This is a genomic window from Neptunomonas qingdaonensis, assembly GCF_900113275.1.
Lineage (GTDB): Bacteria > Pseudomonadota > Gammaproteobacteria > Pseudomonadales > Balneatricaceae > Neptunomonas > Neptunomonas qingdaonensis.
The window spans coordinates 140527-166764 of the sequence record NZ_FOOU01000006.1 but is presented as its reverse complement, the minus strand read 5'-3'; the positions used below and the strand labels follow the sequence as shown (position 1 = coordinate 166764).

22 protein-coding genes and 1 tRNA gene are annotated in these 26238 nt (G+C 44.8%); 14 read left to right on the top strand and 9 right to left on the bottom strand.

The window, feature by feature from the left end; all coding sequences use genetic code 11:
- Nucleotides 1-28: 28 nt before the first annotated feature.
- Nucleotides 29-652, bottom strand: coding sequence for an RluA family pseudouridine synthase (locus tag BM099_RS10745; RefSeq protein ID WP_090727863.1), 624 nt, complete (start codon nt 650-652; stop codon nt 29-31).
- Entirely contained in the window at nt 649-2031 is a 1383-nt protein-coding gene (rlmD, locus tag BM099_RS10740) for a 23S rRNA (uracil(1939)-C(5))-methyltransferase RlmD (protein WP_090728120.1), read from the bottom strand. The genes BM099_RS10745 and rlmD overlap by 4 nt, the downstream gene beginning before the upstream one ends.
- 117 nt (nt 2032-2148) lie before the next feature.
- Here rlmD and BM099_RS10735 point away from each other — a divergent pair, with 117 nt between their 5' ends.
- Complete coding sequence (locus tag BM099_RS10735) at nt 2149-3132, top strand: glycosyl transferase family protein (RefSeq protein WP_090727860.1); 984 nt, start codon at nt 2149-2151, stop codon at nt 3130-3132.
- 35 nt (nt 3133-3167) lie between these two features.
- On the opposite strand, the gene BM099_RS10730 is transcribed toward BM099_RS10735, so the two are convergent.
- Nucleotides 3168-4337 carry a cation:proton antiporter gene (locus BM099_RS10730; protein ID WP_090727858.1) on the bottom strand — a complete coding sequence of 390 codons (1170 nt, stop codon included), beginning with the start codon at nt 4335-4337 and terminating at the stop codon, nt 3168-3170.
- Nucleotides 4338-4640: 303 nt separating this feature from the next.
- Between BM099_RS10730 and nfuA the strand changes: the two genes are divergently transcribed.
- From nfuA to BM099_RS10705, 5 genes are all read left to right on the top strand, one after another.
- Nucleotides 4641-5234: a Fe-S biogenesis protein NfuA gene (nfuA, locus tag BM099_RS10725; protein WP_090727855.1), complete on the top strand. Its 594-nt coding sequence runs from the start codon at nt 4641-4643 to the stop codon at nt 5232-5234.
- A gap of 269 nt (nt 5235-5503) precedes the next feature.
- Nucleotides 5504-7927 carry an endopeptidase La gene (lon, locus tag BM099_RS10720; protein ID WP_090727853.1) on the top strand — a complete coding sequence of 808 codons (2424 nt, stop codon included), beginning with the start codon at nt 5504-5506 and terminating at the stop codon, nt 7925-7927.
- 133 nt (nt 7928-8060) lie between these two features.
- Entirely contained in the window at nt 8061-8336 is a 276-nt protein-coding gene (locus BM099_RS10715; protein ID WP_090727850.1) for an HU family DNA-binding protein, read from the top strand.
- Between the two features lie 34 nt (nt 8337-8370).
- A tRNA-Asp gene (locus tag BM099_RS10710) sits at nt 8371-8447 on the top strand.
- Between the two features lie 65 nt (nt 8448-8512).
- Entirely contained in the window at nt 8513-10396 is a 1884-nt protein-coding gene (locus BM099_RS10705; RefSeq protein WP_090727847.1) for a SurA N-terminal domain-containing protein, read from the top strand.
- Nucleotides 10397-10514: 118 nt separating this feature from the next.
- Here the strand turns inward: BM099_RS10705 and BM099_RS10700 are convergent, their stop codons facing one another.
- Both BM099_RS10700 and BM099_RS10695 read right to left on the bottom strand, forming a co-directional pair.
- Nucleotides 10515-11636 carry a beta-ketoacyl-ACP synthase III gene (locus BM099_RS10700; RefSeq protein ID WP_090727845.1) on the bottom strand — a complete coding sequence of 374 codons (1122 nt, stop codon included), beginning with the start codon at nt 11634-11636 and terminating at the stop codon, nt 10515-10517.
- 151 nt (nt 11637-11787) lie between these two features.
- Complete coding sequence (locus BM099_RS10695) at nt 11788-11976, bottom strand: RSP_7527 family protein (RefSeq protein ID WP_090727842.1); 189 nt, start codon at nt 11974-11976, stop codon at nt 11788-11790.
- A 121-nt stretch (nt 11977-12097) separates the two neighbouring features.
- Here BM099_RS10695 and gcvA point away from each other — a divergent pair, with 121 nt between their 5' ends.
- The 7 genes from gcvA (at nt 12098) to BM099_RS10660 (ending at nt 20041) form a co-directional block, all read left to right on the top strand.
- Entirely contained in the window at nt 12098-12991 is an 894-nt protein-coding gene (gene gcvA / locus BM099_RS10690) for a transcriptional regulator GcvA (RefSeq protein ID WP_090727839.1), read from the top strand.
- A 35-nt stretch (nt 12992-13026) separates the two neighbouring features.
- Nucleotides 13027-13731, top strand: a complete 705-nt coding sequence (locus tag BM099_RS10685) for an aspartate/glutamate racemase family protein (RefSeq protein WP_090727837.1) — start codon at nt 13027-13029, stop codon at nt 13729-13731.
- 521 nt (nt 13732-14252) lie between these two features.
- On the top strand, nt 14253-15428 hold the full coding sequence (locus tag BM099_RS10680) for an acyl-CoA dehydrogenase (protein ID WP_090727835.1): 1176 nt from the start codon (nt 14253-14255) through the stop codon (nt 15426-15428).
- Nucleotides 15428-16645 (top strand): CaiB/BaiF CoA transferase family protein, encoded by a 1218-nt coding sequence (locus tag BM099_RS10675; RefSeq protein ID WP_090727832.1) that lies wholly within the window; start codon nt 15428-15430, stop codon nt 16643-16645. Before BM099_RS10680 ends, BM099_RS10675 begins: the two co-directional genes overlap by 1 nt.
- Before the next feature lie 3 nt (nt 16646-16648).
- The gene (locus BM099_RS10670) at nt 16649-18109 is read left to right on the top strand and encodes an NAD-dependent succinate-semialdehyde dehydrogenase (RefSeq protein ID WP_090727829.1); all 1461 of its coding nucleotides are present in this window, start codon (nt 16649-16651) and stop codon (nt 18107-18109) included.
- 14 nt (nt 18110-18123) lie between these two features.
- Entirely contained in the window at nt 18124-19395 is a 1272-nt protein-coding gene (gene gabT, locus BM099_RS10665; protein ID WP_090727826.1) for a 4-aminobutyrate--2-oxoglutarate transaminase, read from the top strand.
- A 112-nt stretch (nt 19396-19507) separates the two neighbouring features.
- Nucleotides 19508-20041: a cupin domain-containing protein gene (locus BM099_RS10660; RefSeq protein WP_090727823.1), complete on the top strand. Its 534-nt coding sequence runs from the start codon at nt 19508-19510 to the stop codon at nt 20039-20041.
- Nucleotides 20042-20099: 58 nt separating this feature from the next.
- Here BM099_RS10660 and BM099_RS10655 read toward each other — a convergent pair whose 3' ends face one another.
- From BM099_RS10655 to ppsR, 4 genes are all read right to left on the bottom strand, one after another.
- Nucleotides 20100-21326 (bottom strand): hypothetical protein, encoded by a 1227-nt coding sequence (locus BM099_RS10655; RefSeq protein WP_198064197.1) that lies wholly within the window; start codon nt 21324-21326, stop codon nt 20100-20102.
- Between the two features lies 1 nt (nt 21327).
- The gene (locus BM099_RS10650) at nt 21328-22125 is read right to left on the bottom strand and encodes an outer membrane lipoprotein-sorting protein (protein ID WP_090727820.1); all 798 of its coding nucleotides are present in this window, start codon (nt 22123-22125) and stop codon (nt 21328-21330) included.
- Nucleotides 22126-24432, bottom strand: a complete 2307-nt coding sequence (locus BM099_RS10645) for an efflux RND transporter permease subunit (RefSeq protein WP_090727818.1) — start codon at nt 24430-24432, stop codon at nt 22126-22128.
- A 154-nt stretch (nt 24433-24586) separates the two neighbouring features.
- On the bottom strand, nt 24587-25408 hold the full coding sequence (gene ppsR, locus BM099_RS10640) for a posphoenolpyruvate synthetase regulatory kinase/phosphorylase PpsR (RefSeq protein ID WP_090727815.1): 822 nt from the start codon (nt 25406-25408) through the stop codon (nt 24587-24589).
- A 203-nt stretch (nt 25409-25611) separates the two neighbouring features.
- On the opposite strand from ppsR, the gene BM099_RS10635 reads away from it, so the two are divergent.
- Nucleotides 25612-26178, top strand: a complete 567-nt coding sequence (locus tag BM099_RS10635) for a tRNA-uridine aminocarboxypropyltransferase (protein WP_090727813.1) — start codon at nt 25612-25614, stop codon at nt 26176-26178.
- Nucleotides 26179-26238: the final 60 nt, after the last annotated feature.

The window sequence follows — 26238 nt, the reverse complement described above, 5'->3', positions numbered from 1 at the left end:
TTTTAGCGTATACCTTTAACTTATGCCTTTAAAAAGGTGCTTCAGCCAAAAACGAGAGGGGTTCTTGAGTGTAGGGGTGGGTAAACGAAAGTTCTTCTGCATGCAGCATTAGCCTGTCAGATAGGCTGAGGGCTTTTTCATCAGCATAGAAGCGATCGCCGGTAATCGGATGGCCCATCCATAGCATATGTACGCGCAGTTGGTGGGAACGCCCTGTTTGCGGATAAAGAAAGACGCGTGTGGAGTCGGTGAGCGTTTCTATTCTTTCCCAGCGGGTAAGGGCGTATTTTCCTTTATCATGGTCGATCATTTGTAGTGGGCGCCGCTCCCAATCGCAGCGTAAAGGCTGCTCGATTATACCGTTATCTTCGGTGGGGGTGCCGCTAATAATGGCGTGGTATCTTTTGCACATCTTATGTTCCTGGAACAATCGACTGAGTTGTACCAGCGAATCAGCCGTCAGGGCCAGGACCATCAGACCTGAAGTGGCGTAGTCCAGTCGGTGCACAATGCGGGCAGTAGGATGGCTTTCAGCTTGAATCCTGCGCCCTACACAATCTTGTTTCTCCGGCCCCTTGCCGGGTACTGAAAGCAAGTCATGCGGCTTATTAATGATAATAAAGTGCTCATCAGCAAACAGTACAGGGATCATTTTTTTGTCCCGCTTTGTTTCTTTTTACTGCTTTTTGTAAAAAGCGCCATCGACTCAACATGACTGGTATGCGGGAACATATCCATGACGTTGAAACGACTGAGTTGATAACCTTTATCTAACAGCAGCTTGCTATCCCTGGCTAATGCAGACGGTTCGCATGAGATATAAAGAATCTCCTGGGCGAGGGATGACTGCTTTGAGAGAAGTTGGGAGAGTAGTTCATAAGCCCCGGTGCGTGGCGGATCAAGAATAATCTTGTTGCAGGCCGAGTTAAGCCAGGGTTGATGCTGATTATCGGCCGACAGGTCTGCCCGGAAGAAGCTGGCATTATCAATCTTGTTAGTAATCGCATTCTGGGAGGCGCGCTTAACCATCTCGTCAGAGCCTTCGATCCCGGTGACCTGTTTAACCTGTCTTGCTATAGGGAGTGTGAAATTACCTAAGCCGCAGAAAAGGTCCAGTACGATATCTTCTTTGCATAGCTGTAGCCACTCAATTGCTTGACGAATCATCAGTTTGTTAACGTCTGCATTCACTTGTAGAAAGTCACCCGGTTGAAAGTGCAGGCTGATGTTTTCAGCTGGCAGGCTATAACTGTTGGTACTGAGCTCAACAAGCGTTACTTGTGCCACATCTGTTTTCAGGTACAGATTGAATTGTTTGTTATGTGCAAAGGCCGTCAGCACTGAGAGGTCATCTTGTTTAGGCTTTCCTTTACAGCGTAATTGCAAGGACTGAGACTCATCGCCGAACAGTAGCTCGGCATGCGTATATGTTTTACTGTTAGTCAGTTGATTCAGTGTGTCTTTAAGATCGATGAAGATTGTTTCGGCCCGAAGATCGAGTACCGGGCAGTTGGTTATTTGCAGTAACTTATTACTTTTTCTGCGACGAAAGCCAACGATGGCTTCATCACTTTTTTGTAATACATTTAAGCCTATGCGTGCAGAGCGACGGTAGTGCCACGGCTCAGACTGAATCGGTGACTCAATAATGAGGGGCTCCTGCTCGCCAAATCGCTTCAATTGATTGAGTACATTAGCCTGCTTTGCCTGAATCTGCGCGCTGTGCTCTAAATGTTGTAATTGGCAGCCACCACATTCCTCATAATGCTGACAAAGTGGTTTGCTGCGATCTGACGATGGAGTAATGACCTTGACGAGTTTTGCTTCATCATAGCGTTTGTGTTGTACGCTGATTTGCGCTTCAACGTCCTCGCCACTCAAGGCGTCTTCTACAAAAATGGTTTTGCCTTCATGTCGGGCAACACCACGCCCCTCTTGGCTGAGTGACTCAATATGCAGCGTCAGTGCTTCATCAGGAAGCGGTTTTTTTTTGGTGGTTGGACGACCAAAACGTATCGGTTTTCGTTTCATATTACTTTCCAGAATAAGCTGGCCGCATTTTATCATACTGCGTATCAAGGTATCAGGCTCAATCATGCTAGTTTCTATTGTATAGTGTGCGCCTGATCTGATTATGGAGGTGTTGTAGTGGCTGAGCATCCGTTCGCGCCGTATGTGCGCATTTTGGGTAAAGGAAAAAAAGGGTCGAGATCGCTAACGCAAGAGGAAGCTTTTGAGGCAATGAGCATGATTTTGTCGGGCGCTGTCCGGCCAGAACAGTTGGGTGCTTTTCTTATGTTGTTGCGGGTAAAAGAGGAGTCACCCGAGGAGTTGACGGGGTTTGTTAAAGCCGCACGTTTACATTCATCAGCGCCTGAATCATTGAAAGCTGACCTTGATTGGTCAACTTACGCGGGCAAAAAACGGCAGTTGCCCTGGTTTTTATTGGCTGCCTTTGTCCTCTCTGAAAACAATGTGCGTGTTTTCATGCATGGCTCAAAAGGGCACACCCAGGGGCGGGTTTATATAGAGGATATACTGTCCGTTTTCGGTTTAGCCGCGTCGCAAAATTGGCAGCAGGTCGCAGATCATTTAGCGCAGCAGCAGTATGCTTTTCTCTCTATTGATGAGATGGTGCCTCGGTTGGGTGAAATTATCCAATTGCGTCCTATTTTAGGACTGCGTTCACCTGTGCACACCTTGTGTCGATTGATCAATCCTTTAAATTCAGAGTGTACCGTCGATGGAGTTTTTCATCCGGCTTATGCGCCAATGCATCAGCAGACCAGCCAATTGTTGGGTGTACAGCATGGGCTGACTATACGTGGCGATGGTGGTGAGGCTGAAATTAAACCTGACTCGGATTGTGAAGTACGCTGGATTCGCCAGGGTGAATTATCTGATGAGCAGTGGCCTAGAATTTTTGCAAAACGGGTTGTTAAAGATGAAGTGTTGGAACCTTCCTTGCTGCTGGCATGTTGGCGTGGCGAGGTCGTGCATGAGTATGGAGAAGGTGCAGTGGTCAGTACGTTGGCTGCGTTATTGGTGTTGCTGGGAAAAGCGGATCAACAAGCACCTGCTTTGTTGTTAGCGCGTACTTTGTGGGAGCAGCGTGATCGCAGCCGCTTTTAGCCTAAAAATGGCTGAGAAGATTAAGACGAGTGTTATTAATCTCGTCTTAATTTGTCAGAAACTGCGATCGGCGAAGGGAAGTTAAAAATAACAACATAGGTCGACAGCAGGAAGGTAAGAATGGCTGTCGCTTGTATGACGTGTGAAGCCTCTTGGCCTATCATCGCTGCGCTGGCTGCAATATAGGCAATGAGCAATGAAAATTCGCTGATTTGCCCCAATCGAAAGCCTACTTCCCATGACATCGCGTTGTCTTCTTTGATGGTTTTTAACAGCAGACGGAATATCACCGGTTTTAATCCAACCACAAGTACAGCCAGCAGGGCGGCAGGTAAAATTATCTGGCCGATTAACCCCAGGTTGAAACTTGCGCCTACCGAAAAGAAAAATAAGATCAGGAAAAAGTCACGTAAAGGTCTGAGGTTGGTCGCGATGTATTGAGAGATTGGACTGGTCGCTAAGGCTACGCCCGCAACAAACGCGCCCATCTCTGCGGATAGCCCGATATATTGGGCTCCTTCAGCCATGCCCAGACACCAGCCAATGGCAAGCAGAAAGATATACTCGTGGAAACGGTCAAAGCGATGAATTAATTTTAATATGATGTATTTAACGAGCACGATGCCTACCAGGATCAATAACGGTAAAGCGAGTAGCGGCATGATCAGGCTCATTGCGCCATTGGTTTCATTTTGGCCGCTGTACAAAACCAGCAACACTATGATGGCGATGACATCCTGCAGTAGCAATAAACCTACCACCAGTTCGCCCGTATGGCGATGATGCAGGACGGTTGTGGGTAGTAGTTTAATGCCGATGATGGTGCTGGAAAACATCATCGCTGCGCCAATAATTACAGACTCTGTCTGCGTGTATCCGAAAAGCAGTGCTGCCAAATAACCGGCAACTAAAAAAATAACAGAGCTGCCAACGGCAACCCAGGTTGCTTTTTTTATCATCTGAATTAAATGCGAAGGCTGCATATCCAGCCCGAGTAAAAACAAAAGGAAAATAATACCGATATGCGACATGTCTGCAAGAAGCGCTGTATCAGAAATAAATTTAAAACCATAAGGGCCAAATAATGCCCCCAGTACGATGTAAGCTATCAGTAATGGTTGTCGGGTATAGAGTGCCAGAGACGCCAGAATGGCGGCGCCGGTAAAGATAAGAAAAAAAGAAAAAACTACTGAATGTTCAGCCATTTAATAAACTCCATGTATACGCAGATACATTGTAACAGAAGCGCAAGAGAGCTGTTTAGCGCGACCTGTAAACTTTACTCGACGGTTTTGCGTGGCCTGATTTTGATATTGCTTGCTGGCGTTTACATGCCATAAAATAATATAGGGTATGGCTGAAAAGGGAGAAGAGAGTTAAATAAAATATTTTTCAGGTATCGACTCTTCGATTTTTGCAATCGTATAATATCTGATCAATTTACTCGGAATTAGATTCGGTGTATCCTGATACTTTATTTGTATTGATGTATGTATTCAGGTGTAAAAATGAACATGACGGTTACCGAAGGCGCAGAAATATATCTGGCCGATTTACTCTCTAAGCAAAATGTTGAAGGTATTGCTGTAAGGATGTTTGTTACGCAGCCGGGTACGCCTTATGCTGAAACCTGCCTTGCCTATTGCAGACCGGATGAATTGGTTGAAGACGACGAAGTATTAGAGCTTAGTAAGATACGCTTTTACTTTGAGCGCAACAGCCTTCCTTATCTTGAAGAGGCGCTGGTTGATTATTCTCAGGATCGTATGGGTGGGCAGCTGACTATTAAGGCGCCGAATGCTAAAGTGCCAAAAGTGTCATCGGATAGCCCGATGAGCGAGCAGATTAATTATATTCTTTATAGCGATATCAACCCTGGACTAGCGTCACATGGTGGTGAAGTTAAGTTGATCGAATTGATTGAAGAAACGGATGGCTATATCGCTGTACTGAAATTCGGCGGAGGTTGTCAGGGGTGTAGTGCCGTAGATCTGACATTAAAAGACGGTGTAGAGAAAACCTTAATCGAACGACTTCCGGGCCTGCTCGGTGTTCGTGATGTGACTGATCATACAGTGACTGACAACTCATACTACAAGTAAGAAGCACGTTAAACATAGAGGTTTCAGACGTATTTAGTCCAACAAATGCGTCTGAAGCATGTCTGAATTTTCCTTTGTGCTATAAAAAATCCTAAAGCAAGCTATCCTTCATCAAATAACACGAGTTGCGGCCAATTAAGGTTGTTTTCTTGTGAGTAGTCCCCATAGTTTAATTCAGGCATCGTAAAGTCTTATTCAGACAGTATTGTGTCTGTTTTTTATATCGCACCTAGATGTTATAGGTGCCTTGCAGAGAGGCAATATCCATTATGGATCAGTTTGAAGCTACCGATAATATTAATGTAGAGCTTCCCGTCCTGCCGTTACGTGATGTGGTTGTGTACCCGCACATGGTCATTCCACTGTTTGTCGGTCGAGAAAAGTCAATTGAAGCGCTCGAAGCCGCTATGGATGGTAATAAAGAAATTTTACTGATCGCCCAGAAAAATGCTTCTGATGACGAGCCCGTTGCCGGTGATTTGCATGATATTGGTACAGTAGCCAGTGTCTTGCAAATGTTAAAATTGCCAGATGGTACCGTCAAGGTTCTGGTTGAGGGGGATTATCGCGCTAAAATTGATGAGCTGGATGATTCGGGCAATTATTTCACTGCGAAAATCAGTAACTTGCCAGTAGAAACCCTGACCGCCGCAGAGAGTGAAGTCTATAAACGTACTGCGTTAGAGCAGTTTGATCGTTTTATTCAGATCAACAAAAAAATTCCTTCAGAAGTCCTGTCGTCGTTGCAGAATATTGATGATATAGGTCGTTTGTCCGACACGATTGCAGCGCACATGTCGCTCAAGCTTGATGAGAAGCAGAGTATTCTTGAAATGCTCGATAGCCGTTTGCGTCTGGAACATCTAATGTCGCTGATGGAAGCAGAAATCGATCTTGTTGAGGTCGAAAAGCGTATTCGTGGCCGTGTTAAAAAGCAGATGGAAAAAAGCCAGCGTGAGTACTATTTGAATGAGCAGATGAAAGCTATTCAGAAAGAGCTGGGAGATCTTGACGAAAACGGTGTGAGCGATATTGATGAGCTGAAAAACCGTATCGATGCAGCGGGTATGCCGAAAGAGGCGTATGACAAAACCATTGCCGAGTTCAACAAGCTTAAAATGATGTCGTCAATGTCGGCTGAAGCAACCGTTGTACGCGGATATATCGATTGGATGTTGCAGATTCCATGGTCTAAGCGCTCTAAAGTGCGTCATGATATGAAGCGTGCCGAAGTGATTCTCGATGAAGATCATTTTGGTTTGACAGAAGTAAAAGAGCGTATTCTTGAGTATCTTGCGGTTCAGCAGCGTGTTAAAAAGCTGAAAGGTCCTATTTTATGTTTAGTGGGCCCACCCGGTGTAGGTAAAACTTCTCTGGGTCGCTCAATTGCGCGTGCGACGAATCGTAAATATGTGCGCATGGCTTTGGGTGGCGTGCGTGATGAAGCAGAAATACGAGGTCATCGCCGTACCTATATTGGGTCTATGCCAGGCAAGCTTATTCAAAAAATGGCTAAAATCGGTGTGAAAAATCCACTGTTTTTATTGGATGAGATCGATAAAATGGGCATGGATCAGCGTGGTGATCCGGCTTCTGCTTTACTCGAAGTGCTTGATCCTGAGCAGAATTCGACATTTAACGATCACTATCTGGAAGTCGATTATGACCTGTCCGATGTGATGTTCGTCTGTACGTCAAACTCAATGAATATACCAGGTCCATTGCTTGATCGTATGGAGCTGATTCGTATACCTGGCTACACTGAAGATGAAAAGTTAAATATAGCGCGTAAATATCTGGTTCCTAAGCAGATTAAGCAGAATGGCTTAAAGGAAAAAGAAGCGAAAATCGAAGATTCTGCTATTATTAGTCTGGTGCGTTACTATACTCGTGAAGCGGGTGTGCGTGGGCTGGAGCGCGAAATTGCTAAGATCTGTCGTAAAGTGATTAAGGCGGTTGCGTTGGGTGACCTTGATAAGCAAATTATTGTCACGGATGAAAATCTAGAGCAGTACAGCGGCGTCAAAAAGCACAGCTTTGGTTTGGCGGAAGAGGAAGACTTGGTGGGTCATGTGACCGGATTGGCCTGGACTCAGGTTGGTGGCGATATGCTGAGCATAGAAGCGACGGTTGTCCCTGGTAAAGGGCGACAGATTACAACGGGTAGCTTGGGTGATGTCATGAAAGAATCTATCCAGGCGGCGCTTACCGTGGTAAGAAGTCGAGCTAAAGCCTTGGGTATATCATCGTCATTTCATGAGAAACAGGATGTGCATATTCACGTTCCTGAAGGCGCAACACCCAAAGATGGTCCAAGTGCGGGTATTGGTATGTGTACGGCGCTGGTGTCGGCATTAACTGAGATTCCGGTTAAGTCAGATGTTGCTATGACAGGTGAAATAAACCTGCGTGGTCAGGTGATGCCTATTGGTGGTTTGAAAGAGAAATTACTGGCAGCACATCGTGGTGGTATTAAAACAGTTATCATTCCTGACGAAAATCAGCGTGACCTGAAAGAAATACCTGATAATATAAAGGCTGATCTTGATATCAGACCGGTAAAATGGATCGATGAAGTGCTTGACATTGCGCTGAAATACCAGCCTAAACCGCTGGAAGATGAGCCAGATGAGCCTGCATCGACTGAAAAAAAATCGGCTAAATCTGCTTCAGAACAAATAAACACACATTAATGCCAAACATAGGCAGAATCAGGGGTTGAGAACTTGACACCTAATTCTGCCAATTGGTATAAAGTGCGGGATATTTGTGTTGAGCAGGGACTACAGAACATAAATAATAAACGACTCGATAAAGGGGAACATCGTGAACAAGTCTGAATTAATCGACGCTATTGCAGCTTCTGCTGATATTCCAAAGGCGGCTGCAGGTCGTGCATTAGACGGTGCGCTGGAAGCAGTCACTTCTTCATTGCAAAAAGGTGAGTCTGTTGCACTCGTTGGTTTTGGTACATTTTCTGTAAAAGAGCGCGCGGCACGTACTGGTCGTAACCCTCAGACAGGGAACCCAATTGAGATTGCTGCTGCAACTTTACCAAACTTCAAGCCTGGTAAAGCGCTAAAAGACGCAGTAAATAAGTAGGGATTTGATCGAGTCAGATCATAGTCCAGATTAAGGAGCGGTAGTTCAGCTGGTTAGAATACCTGCCTGTCACGCAGGGGGTCGCGGGTTCGAGTCCCGTCCGTTCCGCCACGATAAAAAGCGCATTCAGGCGAATGCGCTTTTTTTTTAATTTTAGGGTTTGTTTTAGGTGAATCATGCTGCAATCCATCAGAGATAGTTCGCAAAGTATTGTTGCTAAAGTTATCGTTGGTTTAATTATTGTTACCTTTGCGTTATTCGGAGTTGAGTCTTTAGTTAGTCTGACCGCAGAGTCAAATGCCCCGGCGACAGTCAATGGTGAAGAGATAACCCAGCAAGAGCTTTATCAGGCAACAGAGTTGCAGAGGCGTCAACTGCTTTCTCAGATGGGTGAAGATGCCGATCCGGCGCTGCTGGATGATGGTTTGATCAGTGCGATGGTACTCGATAGTCTGATTGAGCAAAAATCACTGCTATTAGCGGCAGAAGATAAAAATATGATTATCTCTGATCGCATGATCGATCAGATGATTATTAATACCCCGGATTTTCAGGTGGAGGGCCAGTTTAATCGCAATCAGTTTGAAGCTGCTTTACGTAACGCTGGTTTTACACCTCTGATGTACAGAGATTTATTGAGAAAAGAGCGACTGGTAGAGCAGCAACGTAATGCTTACCAGTTATCAGCGTTTGCCGTTCCATCTGAGTTGGATCGAATTGTTGCACTGGATCGACAAACCCGTGATATCAGTTACTTCATATTGCCTTTAGCGTCGGCTGAAAAAAATATTAAGGTTTCAGAAGAAGATGTAAGAGCAAAATACGAAGCTGAGAAATCTACATTAACGACGCTCGAACAGGTTGCGATTGAATACATTCTGCTAGATAAGAACGATTTGCGTGAGAATGTCGAAGTTTCTGATGCAGAATTAAAAGCACAATATGATCAGTTCCTGGCATCTTACCAGGCGGAAGAGCAGCGCGCAGTTGCTCATATATTGGTAGAAGTAACCGCTGAGCAGGATGACGAGGCAGCGCTTAAGAAAATTCAGGCTCTGCAAGCGCGTATCCAGGCTGGTGAGGCGTTTGAAGCATTGGCTAAGAGTGAGTCTGACGATCTAGGTTCAGCAGCGGCAGGAGGGGATTTAGGGCTTAACGGAAAAGGTGTCTTCTCCGCCCCGTTTGAAGAGTCGATGTTTGCCTTGGCGGTGAACGAAGTATCTGAGCCGGTACGAACTGAATTTGGTTATCACCTGATTAAAGTGACTGGCATATCAGAAAAAGAGTTACCTGATTTTGCTGAGATGAAATACAAGCTGACAGATGACATTCTGGATCAGAAAGTTGAAGCTATTTATGTTGAACGCCTTGAGCTAATGGCGGATATCACTTTCTCCGCAGGCGATCTCATAGAGCCTGCTGAGGTGATGGGGCTGGCTATTCAAGAGAGTGGGCCCTTTGATCGTGCCGGAGGTGAGATGGATATTACGCGGAACGCGAAGGTAGTTGCGGCAGCGTTCAGTGACGATCTGATTAAGGAAAGGATTAACAGTACACCTATCGAGTTAGATAAAGAGCGAACGGTTGTTGTTCGCGTAAAAACTCATTTTGAGCCTCGTGTGCAAGCTTTTGATGAAGTTGCTGCTATGTTAAAGCAAGAGCTGATCGAACAGCTTGCTGGTGATGAGCTTGAGGCAAAAGCTCAGCAAGCGGTGAGTGAGCTAATCACTGGAAAGGCGATGACAGAGGTCGCTGCTGGCGCTGAGGTTGTGCAGCTATCTGCGGTCTCCCGGGCTTCAGATGATCTTCCTGAATCCGTGCGCTCATTGGCGTTCTCGTTAGCTAAACCTGAGGCGGGGCGCATTGTTGCCTCCACAACAGAGTTAGATGATGGTAGCGTTGCTGTAGTGCTGCTGAATAAAGTCAATCTGCCGGAAGTGGCCTTGACTGATGATGAGAAAAAGTCGATGGCTATATTCCTGGGCACACGTTTTGGCCAGCAGGAGTATCAGTCGCTGCTTACTCAGTTGAAGAATGCGGCTGAAATAGAGAAAAAATAGTTAACTGGCTTTATAAAAAAACGCACTTCATCATGATGAAGTGCGTTTTTTTTGTTTAGCGGGCTGTCGGACTTTTCCGCAGTAGATCAGTGTTACATCCGACTGTCTGCTGGTAATGCTATCTCTTTCTGATTAGCAGGCTGCCAATCGAATATCCCGCCCCAAAAGAGCAGATGATGCCATAATCGCCACATTCTAGATCTTCGTGGTTCTGTTGAAACGCAATGAGTGATCCCGCCGAGGCCGTGTTTGCATAGTTATCAAGTACAATAGGTGCTTCATCAGCGGTTGCATCTCGCCCCAGCAGTTTGCGGGTAATCAATAAGTTCATATTGATATTGGCCTGGTGCAGCCACCAGCGTCTGATGTTTTCAATATGTAGATCATGCTGTCTTATATGCGCTGTAATATGCTCGGCGGCCATAGGGCATACTTCTTTGAAGACTTTGCGGCCATTCTGATGGAACAGCCCATCCATTGAGAAAGGGTCTGTATCGCTTACTCTGGCGGTATAGCCGAAGTTAGATCGAATATTATTTGAAAAAACAGTTGCTGCTTTGGTGCTGATAATTTCATAGCTGTGTTCAGATTGGCACGTTTCTGCGGATTCAATGACAGTGGCAACAGCAACATCGCCAAAAATGAAATGGCTATCTCTATCGCAATAATTCACTTGTGGAGAGGTTAATTCGGGATTGATCACCAATACACCCTGTGCTGTTCCGGCTATTATCATCTCGTAAGCACGATGTAAGCCAAAGGTTCCTGATGAGCAAGCTACCTGCATATCGAAGCCAAAGCCGTTGATGCCTAATGCATTTTGTACTTCTATTGCAATGGCCGGGTAGGCGCGTTGTGTATAGGAACAGGCGACAATAACCGCATCTATTTGATCGGGTGTTTTATTCGCAGAAAGTAAAGCCTGTTTGGCGGCATACAATGCTATTTCTGCTTGTACAGATAATTCATCATCAGGCCTGGATGGAATAAGCGGGCGCATGCGTGTGGCATCGAGAATGCCTTCTTTGCAATATGCATAACGGCTTTTTATGCCTGAGGCTTTTTCAATGAACTCTGCTGTAGAAAGTGTTTTTGCTGAAATATCTCCAGCTTCAATTTCAGTAAAGTGATCCTTGTTGAATTGTGTTGCCCAAGCATTATAAGCAGTGACTAGCTCTTCATTGCTGATGCTGTTTTCGGGTGTCCATAGGCCGATTCCACTAATGATAGCCTGTTTCATAAATGCCTACCGTTAAGTTAATTATTGGTTGCTGATTATTAACTTTGATCATTAACTTATAGTATAGACAAAAAAACCGGTTGATTAATGTATCTTAAGGCTAGGTCGTAACTTAAAGGCCAGGGGCCGTTATGGCCCCGATAGTCTGTTATTAATGCTGAGCGGGTCGGTCAGCATTAATGCCGGGTAGCTGAATTTGAAACAAGGCTTTGAATTTATTCTTCATTCCTGTAAATAAAGTAGCCATGTAGTCACTGCGTAATTGACGAGCCTGGCGAATGTAATAGGCCGTATTAATGTTTCCGTCTGTATCCAGGTGTAATTCAATATCGTTTTTCATGCTGTTTTCTCTTTGAGAGTTGCTTTGGTTGATGAGATTATACTAAGGTCTGGCAGTGCGTTGCACAAACGATCAAATTTCATCAGAATGATGAAAATAATTCACCAATAGGTTTTTCATTATGAGACGTTTGCCTCCTCTGAATGCAATACGAGTATTTGAGTCAGCAGCCCGAAATGAGAGCTTTGTTTTGGCTGCTGATGAGCTTTCGGTTACAGCATCAGCCGTTAGTCATCAAATTAAAACACTTGAGCAATTTTTAGGAGTGATTCTTTTTAGAAGAAATAAGAGAAAGGTACAGTTAACGGCTCAGGGAGAGCAGTATCTGCTATCGATTAGATATGCGTTAGATGAAATTGAGATTGCCACTCAAAGGCTGAAATCCAATCCGGAAACAGATGTTGTAACCATTAGCGTTGCGCCAAATTTCCTGACACGCTGGCTGATGCCTAGAATGCAGCGGTTTCAGAAAAAATTTCCGGAAGTTGAGTTGCAGATTACTGCGTCGACGGGTTTGATCGATTTTAATAGGTCAAATACAGATATGGCTGTCTATTTTGGTAAGGGTGATTGGCATGATATCGATGTACATTTCTTAAGTGATGTGTTTCTTGTGCCGGTGTGTTCTCCTGGGCTGATTACTCAAGATAAACCTTTAGTTAAACCGGAGGATCTTCGCCAGCATACATTAATTCACGTCAGTAAGCGTCTTGATGAGTGGCCGCAATGGTTGCATTTGGCAGGGGTTGAGTCGGTAGGTTTTAGTCGGGGACTGCGGCTATCCAGCAGTCAGTTGGCAACTGCTGCGGCTCAGGAAGGACTAGGTGTCGCGTTGGCGGACAGTACTCTCTCTTCACGAGAGATAACAGAGGGGAAGCTGATTATGCCCTTTGATATTATGCTGGATACTCAGAAGTCGTTTTATCTGGTGCATCAGAAACACAGAATGTTAACGCATGGAATGCGCGTTTTTAAAGAATGGGTTATCGAAGAGATGTGTGATAGCTGTGTCTAGTCATTGGGTTTTATAAGCATTTTCAGGAGTTATTTATGCGCACCATCGGGCTGTTAGGCGGTATGAGCTGGGAAAGTACCGTGACGTATTACCGGCTAATCAATGAAGGAGTGAAGCAGCATATGGGCGGACTGCATTCTGCCAAAATTATAATGCATAGCGTTGATTTTCAGCCAATAGAGGCGTGCCAGCATAAAGGGGATTGGGCGCAAACCGCTGATATTCTTAAGCAAGCAGCCCTGAGTGTGCAGGCTGGCGGTGCGGATTTTTTGCTGATTTGTACAAACACGATGCACAAGGTTGCAGGTGAAATTGAAGCGGTTCTTGAAATCCCAATACTTCATATTGCAGACGCTACCGCTGAGGTTTTGCTTGAGCAAGGGGTAAAACGTGTAGGGCTGCTAGGTACGCAATTTACGATGGAGCAGGATTTTTATAAAGGACGTTTGACTGATCGGTTTGGCTTGCAGGTCTTGATACCAGCCAGAGATGATCGACAGCGAGTGCACGACATTATTTATAAGGAGTTGTGTTTGGGTGATGTGAAGGTCGCATCAAAAAATGAATATTTGCGTATCGTGAATCAATTGGTGGATCAGGGAGCCGAGGCTATTATTCTAGGGTGCACTGAGATAGGACTGCTGTTACAGCAAAGTGATACACCTATAAAATTGTTTGATACCACAGTTATACATGCGGAAAAAGCAATTTCATGCTCACTTATGGATGAGCTGGAATGACTTTTTGACAGTGATCTATGCTTCTTGATTAGCATTAAATTTGACTCATAAGTAATTGAATATTCATTATTAATGAGGGAAATATTTGTTGTGACATGTGGCTTCGCTGCCGGATATCGTCTAAGGACGCGTCGTTGCGAACCTCATGCTATTATGCCTATTTTTTCTTAACGGATTACTATCTGTAAACTATAAACAACATCTGTTGTTGCCTGTTTTTCCTTTTTTTTTAAACTCTCTCTGAATATGCCGATATATCGGGTAAATGTTTGCCTATCATTTTATTATGATCTTCCTGTTTAAAATTTGTTAAAAATCAATATTTTGAAGTGCTGTCTTAAAATATATTTTAAGTTAATTGATAGATGTGTATTTTTTTCATGTAAAAAAAAAGATTTCAATATATTGCATTTGTAAAAAATAATGCACAATATCTACTATTAATATCCCGTTAGTTTTGACAACTGCAGTGATAAACAAGATCACAACGTCAATATTATAAATACGATGAGGCCATCACCATGAGTAAAGCAGCTTTTGTTTGGGAAGACCCTTTCCTGTTAGACCAGCAGATTACCGATGAAGAAAGAATGATTCGCGATGCTGCGCGTGATTATATGCAAGGTCAGTTAATGCCTCGTGTATTGATGGCGAACCGAAATGAAACGTTTGATGTAGAAATAATGAAAGAGCTGGGCGCGCTGGGTCTGTTGGGCAGTACTTTGCCGGAGGAATACGGCGGTGCGGGTGCAAGCCATGTTAGCTATGGTTTGGTAGCGCGTGAAGTCGAGCGAGTTGACAGCGGCTATCGTTCAGCGATGAGTGTCCAGTCTTCTTTGGTTATGCATCCGATCTATGCTTATGGAAACGAAGAGCAGCGTCAAAAGTATCTGCCAAAATTAGCCAGTGGTGAATGGATTGGTTGCTTTGGTTTAACTGAACCGGATGCGGGTTCTGATCCTGCTGGTATGCGTACCCGAGCAACTAAGGTTGATGGTGGCTACCTTCTGAAAGGCAGCAAAATGTGGATTACCAACTCTCCGGTTGCGCACGTTTTTGTTGTTTGGGCCAAGCTGGATGATGTTATCCGTGGTTTTGTGCTCGAGAAAGGTATGAAAGGTCTGTCAGCACCAAAAATTGAAGGTAAGTTTTCACTACGGGCATCGATCACCGGTGAGATCGTTATGGAAGACGTGTTTGTACCTGATGAAAATCTACTGCCAAATGTTTCTGGATTGGCGGGTCCGTTCGGCTGTTTGAATAAAGCGCGTTTCGGTATTTCATGGGGGGCGTTAGGCGCTGCTGAGTTCTGTTGGCAGGCCGCTCGCCAATACACCTTGGATCGTAAGCAATTTGGTCGTCCTTTAGCACAAACGCAATTGGTACAGAAAAAATTGGCAGATATGCAGACTGAAATCTCTATCGGGCTACAGGGCTGTTTGCGTATGGGGCAGATGATGGATGCCGGTAACTGTCCGGTTGAATTGATCTCACTGATGAAACGTAATAACTGTGGCAAGGCACTGGAAATCGCCCGTGTTGCACGTGATATGCACGGCGGTAATGGTATTGCTGATGAGTTCCATGTGATCCGTCACGTGATGAATCTGGAAGCAGTCAATACCTATGAAGGCACGCATGACATACATGCTTTGATTCTGGGTCGTGCGCAGACTGGCTTACAGGCCTTTTTCTGATGAGTGGCGCTTTATCTCACATCCGGGTACTGGATTTGAGTCGTATTCTGGCAGGTCCCTGGGCCGGTCAGATGCTGGCCGACTTCGGTGCCGAAGTGATTAAAATCGAACGTCCCGGAAACGGCGATGACACGCGTGGTTGGGGGCCGCCTTTTATACAAGGGAGCGAGGCTGAAACCTCGGAGGCCGCTTATTTCCATGCAGCAAATCGTGGAAAGCAGTCGGTTGCCGTCGATATGGCTAAAGCCGAAGGCCAGGCGATTATTCGCGAACTGGTAAAAGTGTCTGATGTTGTGCTTGAGAACTACAAAGTAGGTGGGCTCAAGCGCTATGGACTTGATTATGATTCACTTAAAGTCCTGAATCCTCGTCTGGTTTATTGCTCTATAACGGGCTTTGGACAGAATGGACCTGACGCACACCGTGCCGGTTATGATTTCATGATTCAGGGCATGGGCGGCTTGATGAGTGTTACGGGCGAGCCAGATGGCATGCCAATGAAGGTGGGTGTGGCTTTAGTTGATGTGATGACGGGTCTTTATGCCGCTAACGCGGTTCAGGCGGCATTACTGCATCGGGAAGAAAGCGGTGTAGGCCAATATATTGATCTGGCATTGCTTGATGTGCAAGTCGCCACCTTAGCTAATCAGGCGATGAATTTCCTTGCTTCTGGCCAATCTCCCGGACGGTTGGGAAATGCACATCCCAATATTGTCCCGTATCAGGCGTTCCCAACCATTGATGGTCACATTATTGTGGCGGTGGGCAATGATCAGCAGTTTAAGCGTTTTTGTGAAGTGGCCGGTCAACCTGAACTTTCTTCTGATGCTTTATTTATCACTAATCAAAAGCGCGTCGAGAATCGCGCGGTTCTCATCCCGCTTTTGTTGCCATTGATGCAGCAGCATACCACGCAGCAATGGATGGAAAAGTTATCAGATGTGGGTGTTCCATGTGGGCCAATCAATACCATTGGGCAGGTCTTTGAAGAGCCGCAGGTTAAACATCGTGAGATGAAAGTTTCATTGTCACACCGTGATGCAGGAGTAGTCCCCTCTGTTGCTAATCCTGTGAAATTTTCTAAGACGCCAATTACTTATCATCAGGCTCCCCCTGTTCTTGGAGAACACAGCGCGCATGTTCTCGAATCTATTTTAGGTATGGATTCAACAGAAATAGAAATTCTTTGTAATCAAGGTGTTATTCAAAGAGGTTAATAGATGTTATCACTTAAAGATCCCAGCTTGCTTAAAATGCAGGCCTATATAAACGGTGAGTGGCTGAGTGCGTTAAGTGGTCAGACAATGCCGGTTCTTGATCCTGCAACGGGTCAGCAAATAGCTGAAGTGCCTGATATGCGTGTACAGGAAACGCAGCAGGCAATTGCTGCTGCTGAAAAAGCATTTCCATTATGGAAAGCGAAAACAGCAAAAGAGCGTGCTTTGATATTACGCCGCTGGTTTGATCTTATTGTGGATGCAAAAGATGACCTTGCTCAGCTGATGACAGCAGAGCAAGGGAAGCCGTTATCGGAAGCGGCAGGTGAGGTTTTATATGGTGCGTCATTTGTAGAGTGGTATGCCGAAGAAGGTAAGCGTGTTTATGGTGATCTGATTCCTGCACAAGCAGCGGATAAGCGAATTATGGTTAGCCGTGAGCCGATTGGTGTTGTTGCTGCAGTGACTCCGTGGAATTTTCCGAATGCCATGATTACACGAAAATGCGCACCCGCATTGGCGGCAGGTTGCACTATGGTACTTAAGCCTGCTGAAGATACGCCATTGTCTGCTCTGGCGCTAATGGTGCTGGCAGAGCGTGCCGGTATTCCTAAAGGTGTTATTAATGTCGTGACTACCGCCCAGCCTGCGGTTGTCGGGCGTGTACTAACAGATAGCCCGGTTATACGAAAGTTGTCATTTACGGGTTCTACTGCGGTCGGTAAGCAGTTGATGCGGCAGTGTGCGGATACGGTTAAGAAAATGTCTTTGGAGTTGGGTGGTAACGCACCACTGATCGTTTTTGACGATGCCAATCTGGACAAAGCGGTACAGGGTGCGATTATTTCGAAATTCAGAAATGCCGGGCAAACCTGTGTGTGTGCTAATCGTATTCTGGTGCAGTCCAGTGTTTACGATACTTTTATTGAAAAATTCAGTGAAGCTGTTCGCAAGTTGACAGTCGGTCATGGACTTCATGGGACGTTTGATCAGGGACCCATGATTAATCAGGCGGCTATTAATAAAGTATCCGAGTTGCTGGACGATGCGGTTCAAAAAGGGGCACGTCTGATGTGTGGCGGCCAGGAGCATGATCTCGGCGGCACTTTTTATCAGCCGACCATCATTGCTGATGTGACGAATAAAATGCGCGTTGCTCGTGAAGAGATATTTGGCCCTATCGCACCGGTTTTTCGTTTTGATACCGAAGAAGAAGCGATAGCGATGGCTAATGATACGGAATATGGCTTAGCTGCTTACTTCTATGCCAATGATCTGGGTCGTGTATGGCGTGTATCAGAAGGGCTTGAGTACGGCATGGTTGCTGTCAATGAAGGCGTATTGTCTACCGAAGTAGCTCCTTTTGGTGGTGTGAAAGAGTCCGGTATCGGCCGCGAGGGCTCGCGTTACGGCATCGATGAATATCTTGAAATGAAATACACCTTGCTGGGTGGCATTAATTAATAGGAAAGCCTGGAATGACAACGAATAAAGAGATGCAAGCTCGCCGTGAAAATTCGGTGGCTCGCGGAGCGGCGAATATCACTCAGTTTTATGCAGAAAAAGCCGTAAATGCAGAAGTGTGGGATGTTGAAGGTAAGCGATATATCGACTTTGCTGGCGGTATTGGTGTCTTAAATATCGGGCATCTGCACCCAAAAGTTGTAGCAGCTGTTGAAGCGCAGTTACACAAGCTCATGCATACTTGTTTTCATGTTATGCCATATGAACCCTACATTGCGTTAGCTGAAAAGCTGAATACGATTACGCCGGGCGACCATGCGAAAAAAACACTGTTGCTCAATACTGGGGCAGAAGCGGTTGAGAACGCAGTAAAAGTGGCTCGTGCGGCAACAGGGCGCTCTGCGGTTATCGCATTTAATGGTGCATTTCATGGCCGTACGATGATGGGTATGGCATTAACGGGCAAAGTCGTACCTTACAAACAGGGATTCGGTCCTTTCCCTGCAGAGGTTTACCATGCGCCTTATCCTAATGCGTACTATGGTGTTTCAGCGGATGACTCATTAAATGCCGTAAAAAACTTACTGAAAACTGATGTTGATCCTGGTCGTGTAGCGGCAATCATTATTGAACCTGTTCAAGGCGAAGGTGGGTTCTATCAGGCACCGGCTGAGTTTATGCAAGCATTAGGGGCTCTGTGTGATGAGCACGGTATTCTGATGATTGTTGATGAAGTGCAGTCTGGTTTCGCGCGAACGGGTAAAATGTTTGCGGTTGAGCATACCGGTGTGATTCCTGATCTTATTTGCATGGCAAAGAGCCTGGCAGGCGGGATGACGCTTTCTGCGTTGGTTGGTAAAGCTGAGCTGATGGATGTCCCGGGTCCTGGCAGTATCGGTAGTACTTATGGTGGTAGCCCAATGGCTTGTGCCGCAGCATTAGCGACGATAGAGGTGATTGAAGAAGAAGGTCTGATTGAGCGTAGTAATGAGATCGGTCAATTAATTACCTCTCGCTTTTTGGCGATGAAAGAAACGGGTTTAACATCTATCGATCACATCCGTGCGGCAGGTGGTATGGTGGCATGTGAGCTGTTTGATGAGAGTGGTCATCCAAATCCTGACTTGGCAAAACAGTTAGTCGCTAAAGCAACAGCCAATGGTTTGTTATTACTTTCTTGTGGTACTTTCGCGAATACAATTCGTGTTCTGGTTCCATTAACCGCTTCCAATACATTAATCGAAGAGGGGTTGGATATTATGGAGCGCTGTTTGCGCGAGTTGTAATGTATTGACTGTGCAACTGGTTACTGATTTTTATCAGTCAGTAGCCAGTTTTTTATTGTGCGGTTAAATATTTGTTATAATTCAATAAACGTAATTAAAACAGGATATTGGTGTGGATGTAGGTGAGAGATTAAAACAGATACGTAAACTTAAAGGGATTTCCCAGCGTGAGCTGGCGAAGCGTGCTGGTGTCACTAATAGTACGATATCGATGATAGAAAAAAATGGCGTAAGCCCTTCAGTAAGCTCTCTTAAAAAAATCTTAGCGTGTGTGCCCATTTCGATTGGTGATTTTTTCACGGATGAGGCCGCGCCAGATAAAGTGGTCTTTCGGCGAGACGAACAGCCAGACGTTGGCACGGATAACGTTAAATTGCTTTTAATTGGAGCAACGGTAAAAGAGCGTACGACTAATATAATGCGTGAATACTACCCGCCTGGTGCTGATACCGGTACCGACATGTTGCAGCATGAGGGAGAAGAGGGGGGGGTAATTATCAAAGGCGAAATAGAGCTCACGGTAGGTCAGGATATTTACACATTAAAAGCCGGAGATGGCTATTATTTTAAAAGTTCGCAGCCACACCGTTTCAGAAATATGTCAGATGATGAGTGCCAGATTATCAGTGCTAACCCAGCCAGCTAATAGCTTATGCGTGATATGAATAACTAATATGCTGGCCATGTAATGATACGTCAATCTACTAGAAATAACGCTCTACACCTATCTGAATATGGTCATCTTTATCCATCGAAGACATCATATCCGCACTATCATCTGCGGAGAAGAACCTACCATCCAGTGTAATTTTCCACTTGTCGCCAAGCCGGCGGCTAGCCTCTAATTGTAAGCTGGTGCTGCCGTAATCCACATCATAAATCACGCCGGCCAGCAATTCTGTGCTTGCTGTATCATTCAGTGCCAATCGTGCGCCGACAGAAATGTCATTTTGAAAAATGGCTTTTGTTTTTTTGCCGCGCTGATCCCAGCCATATTCTAATAATACACCTAAGTCTGCATAGCTTTCTTGTATGCCATAGAAAGTATATTCAAAACCCGCTTGTGCTGCCCAGTAGGTATCCGATTCACTATTGCGCCAAATAGTTTCAGCTTTCCACAGCCAGCTTTCAATCGTCGCCTGCAGATCAAATCCGACTTGGTTCATTTGCTCATAGTAGGGAACTAGAACCATTTCAGAGCCTTTCATTCCCATCTCTAAAATAGGATCTCTATTGGTTCCTCGGAACCAATGCGCTCCCAGATCGAAATCACCAACTGACTGGCTCCAGCGTATGGCTAAATCCGTGTGCATTGCTTCATTGCCGGCTTCAAACTGTGCTTGATCAGTATCAACTACGAGGCTGGAGCGCAGACGTCCTTTCTTTCCCGGAAAGGTTTGCTCCCGAAAACCCGGTAGTAAGTAAAGATCCACAATACCCCAGGATTTTACCAGAGAGAGGTTGATCATGGGCTGTCCTAGTTTATCTTCACCATCAATATCTTCGATGCCATCGCTTTGGTTGATCACATCGACAAGGTGCTGAAACTCAGTGACTCCCCAGAATACTTTTCGTATTCCGCTTCGTAGCTCCCAATCATCCCCTTGATGTACCCAGCTGAGCTCTCGTATATCAGCGTGGGTTCTTTCATTGTCATGTTGATCTAGCCGAAAAAATGGCTTAAAGCTCAAAGAGTCTAACGCGTCGTTCCATTGCCAGAAAAAATCAGGTTCCACTGCTATAGACAGATTCGCATCCTGATACTGATCTGCGTACTGTGGGTTTTCAGAAAACAGTCTTAATTCGGCAGTGACTTTACCCGAAGCTTCAAATTCTGCACTGGCATGAACCTGAGAGCTACATGCCAGTATCAGCCCCATGCTGGTTAATTTAATGCCATGTTGGACATGAGAGCTTCGTAGTAAAGACATATTATTGTGCCCGTTTTAATGAGTTTTTGTTAAAGTCGGCATCACTTAAACCGCTTTTGAACTGATAATTCGTCCATATAAGGTCGGTATTTTTATTGGTTTGATGATTAACCATTTTCATCAGGTCTGGGCGCCAGTGCTTACCTTCGTATTGCTGATAGTCAGCATAGGTCAGTGTTTTCAGTGGCGCATCTTTACGGTCGAAAAAGTCAATTTTATGTAGCCTGTTTTCACTTTGATCAATCCAGGTGACACGTCGAGTGTACCCCGAAAACTCATCGACAGGGTATTGTTCAACAACATAGCACTGCTCAGTACCGCAAGGCTCGTCACGCAAATACTTGTAGGTGTATTTCTCTATTTCAAAAGATGTTAGGTCTTCATAAGCAAACTCCGATCCCATGAAGGGGCCAGACTTGTTGCGCGAGGCAATACGCTTTACTCGCTTTAATGCAGGTAAGTACAGCCACTGGTCATCGGCTCCTACAGGGTGTGAAAAGCTTAAAAAAGCGGTGCCTTTTACGTCCAGGGGCTTATCAAAAATACTCAAACTTTTATCGCCATCTGCTTCTTGTTCAAGTGATTTTAAACGGATCTCCCGGATACTTTCCTGTCCTTGGCCGTTACGTAATACCATAGTCATTTGGGCTTCCATATCCCCCCAGCCTTTATCACTTTCTTTCGTTTGTTGAGCAATGGCTAAACCTTTTTCTTCTGCCGTTTCGGCAAAAGTAAAGGAAGCTGACCCGAGTAGTAAGGCGGAGAGAATACAAGTAAGTGGTTTTGGGCAGAGTTTCATCTATTTCTCCTTAGTTGTTTCGATTACAGCGGTGTTGTCGAGCTTCATTAATAGTGGGGGCAGGAAGAGGAAGTCGACAATCAGCGCGATCAATATAGTGATTGCGGTAAGAAGCCCCATATCTGCATTAATCTTAAAGCTCGATTGAGCCAGCACCATAAAGCCGGCGACCAAAACCAGGGTGGTTATCCATAAAGCACGTCCAACACTGGCAAAAGCATAACGAACGGCGTCCTCGGTACTCTTTCCTTTATCAATACGAGCATGGCGGTATTTGCTGAGAAAGTGCACAGTGTCATCGACAACGATACCCATTGTCATACCAGCAACGACCGATAATGCTAATCCTACTTGCCCATCAATAAAATACCAGATTCCAAAGCCCATTGCAGCGGGTGCCAAATTGGGTAATAAGCTAATCATCCCATAACGTACAGACTTTAACGCGATACCTAATAAAGCAGAAATCAATATCAGTGCAAAGGTGATGCCTATCAGCATGCTCTGAATATTACGTTGACCAATATGAGCAAACATCAGAGTTGGGCTGGCAATTTGAACGGTGTATTGCGGCGCATTGTCTTCAAACCATTTATAAAGTCGCTCTTCGAGTTTGATTTGTTCGTTGCTCGTCAGGTTTTTAAAGGTGCCAATAATACGTGATGAAGATTTGTCGACATTTAATTGGTTGTTGAGATCTAGACCATAGGGAAGCGACAATTCATAAAGCAAAAGGTATTGGGCTGCTAATTCACGATTGGCTGGTAGTGTATAGAAGGCAGGATCATCGCCATGCATATTTTTGTTCAGGCGCTTAACAATATCAGTCAATGTGCTTACATGATCAGTTTCTGGCTGAGCTCTTAACCACCCACTAAAATTATCTAAAGTCTTGAGGTACGCTGGGGCATTGATACCACTGGATTGTCCTGTATTGATAGAGATCTCAATCGAGGTAAGGCCAGAAAGATTGTCTTGCATGAAGTCAGTCGCTTGGCGGAATGGGACGGTCTTATCGAAGTATTTAACAAAGTCATCGTTAAGCTTATTAAAAGGTACGAATACTACCGTAGCAAGAATGATAACTGTCATGCTTGGAAGTAAGGTGGTCCTGTTCGAGATAATAAAAGCAGACAATTTGTCCATTAGCACACTTTTGTTTTCTTTTTGAGGTTTAATTTTAATTGGTAGTAGCATCAATAAAGCGGGGAAAAGTGTAATGGATAAAATGAAAGCAATCATGACTCCAGCAGCAACCATATTTCCAAGATCGCGAAAAGGAGGAGAGTCAGAAAAATTCATGCTCAAAAATCCTATCGCAGTCGTAACGCTAGTCAGAAAGATTGGGCTGAAATTGATACGTAAGCTTGTTCTTAATGCTTTGCTTTTTTCTTCTCCTTGTCGTAGTTCGTAAAAAAAGGTAGCTAATATATGAACACAGTCGGCGACAGCTAGCGTCATAATTACGGTTGGTGTACTGATGGAGGGGCCCGTTAAATAGAATCCTGTCCAGCCAGCCAAGCCCATCGTGCTTATGATTGTAAAAATAATAATAACGATGGTTGCCAGAGCTCCGCTAAAAGTGCGGAGGAGGAATATAATAGCGACTACAACAATAAGGAACATGAGTGGCACGAGTGTTGTGAAATCGTTTTGCGATGCCTCAGCAAAACTGTTATTCATCATTATTAAACCGGATAGGTATAGGTCGATGTCTGGGTTGGCTGTTATAAACTGAGTTTTTAATTCTCTTATCTTGTTGACGACTTCAGGCACCTCGGCTACGGGATTAATACCGGGTAGTTGGATGGTAATGTTGACTACGGAGACATGGCCTTCAGGTGATATCAACTTGCTTCGCATAAGGGGGTCATTGGTGGCAAGTTCTTTCAGTCTGGGCATATCTGCTTGAGCTAATGTTGCAGGATCCAGCACCAAATCTTCAACAATGAGGTCATCATCTTCTGCTACGGTGTTTTGAAAGTTGGTAATGGAGTCGACACGTGTCGAGTAAGGGACTTGCCAGGATTGCAGAGTGAGTTCGTGGATGGCCGCTAATCGCTTTGGTGTAAACACACTGCCTTCTTTGGGCGCGATTATAAAAGCAACATTATCACTTTTGCTGTAAATTTTCTGCATGCTTTCGAAAGCGGTTAACTGTGGGTTTTCTTCACTGAAAAATACACGGTAATCACTTTTGAAAACCAGGTTCTTTGCACCTGCAGCGGCAGCGACAACCAAAATGATACTGGCCAGCAAGACCCAGATAGGGTGCTTAAGGGCAACATCAAAGACACGCTCTTTCATACTTCACTCCAATTATGCCGAATAGCCATCAATAAAAATAATAGCACAGCACTTTGCCTCTAATGGTCAGATTACAAGAATATAACCTCTATCCTTCAATTCGCTTATTTCTTGATGACATGTCATACACGTTAGTAAAGGCAGAGTTATAAAATTAATTATTCAGACGACGATGTAAACCACGGTCAGCCATGATGCGGGTTGAAATCTCTTCAATTGAAAAAGTAGTGGTGTTAATGAACGGGATTTGTTGCGAAGCAAACAGGCGTTCAACAAACCTGATCTCCTTGTCACACTGGTCAAGTGAAGAGTAGCGGCTGTTGGGGCGGCGTTCATGTCGTATAGCCGTGAGCTGGAATGGGTCAATGGTCAAGCCATAAAGTTTTTCTTTATACGGCAGCAAACATTCAGGCAGGCCGTTATGAGTCAGGTCATCTTCCGTGAGTGGGTAGTTGGCAGCGCGGATTCCAAATTGTAAGGCCATGTATAAGCAGGTCGGTGTTTTGCCACAACGTGAAACACCCACCAGAATGATATCAGCCTTGCTGTATTGTTTGGTGCGTGCGCCGTCGTCATTTTCAAGTGCGAAATTGACTGAGTTAATCCGCTCTCTATAGCTACTGGCTTCAACAATAGCATGTGACTTACCGACAGAATAAGAAGAGTGGGTACAGAATTCGTGCTCAAGTGGTTTTATAAAGGTTGAAAACACATCTATTTTTAACGTATCACAACTATCTAAAATTTGCCGAATCTCATCATTAACAATGGTATCTATCAATACGGGTCTGAGTCCGTCTTTAATACCTGCAGCGGTGATGGCCTTTAGCGCTTCAGCCGCCTTTTCTGGTGTGTTGATATAAGGAAGAGTTATTTTTTCAAACTCTATCTCTTCAAATTGCGCCAGAAGGCTGTCACCTAATGCTTCAGCTGTTATGCCTGTCCCATCAGAAATAAAAAATACAGTTCGCTTCATGAAGTTCTCGTTGTGTAGTCAGGCGACGATTATAGCAAGTATGATCAGCCACAACAGCAAGAAGTCGGAGGTAGGTAGCAGCTAAGTAGCAGCCAAGTCGTTAAGATGTATGACTGGATTAGGTTGAACGTTGTTGAAATATGTTATGATTTTAACCATCTGGTTTGGTTAGATCCAGCTGCTACGTCCGAGTTGAAAAATCAATGCATATTATTTTGTTGACCCACCAGAAAGAGCGTTTTAAAAAGACGAATACAGGCCTGTTGGTCTTGTTACAGCCAGGTTTAAATGTGACGCGGATCATTTGGGATAGAGTCAATCCTGACGCAGCGCTGTTGAAGCGAATAGCAAAGGGTGGTGTGTTTTTACTCTATCCAGAGCAAAACAGCTCTGGGCAAGAGAGCGCTCGGCAAAGTTTCTCTGATCCGGTAAGCTCTGAACGGCTGGCGGAATCGGCCGTTAGCTTGGAGCTAGGTTGGCAAGATTCTGCTGATGAAGCCAGTTTCATCATTATCGATAGTACGTGGCAGGAAGCACGAAAAATTTTCAATAGGAGCCCATATCTTACAGACCTTCCCAGGATTACATTAGCGCCATCTGAAGGCTCATTATTCAAGCTGCGTCGTAACCAGATAGCAAGAGGGCTGTGTACAGCCGAAAGTGTGATAGCCTTATTAAAGATGAACCATCAGAATCATCTTGCAAATAAACTTGAAACAGATTTTTATACGTTTGTTGGTCATGTTCCCGAAAAAGGGAAAAACGATTAAATTCGTTTACTGTTTTTTTTTATTTTTTTGAAATTAACGTACGCTGTCGTCATCTGACGC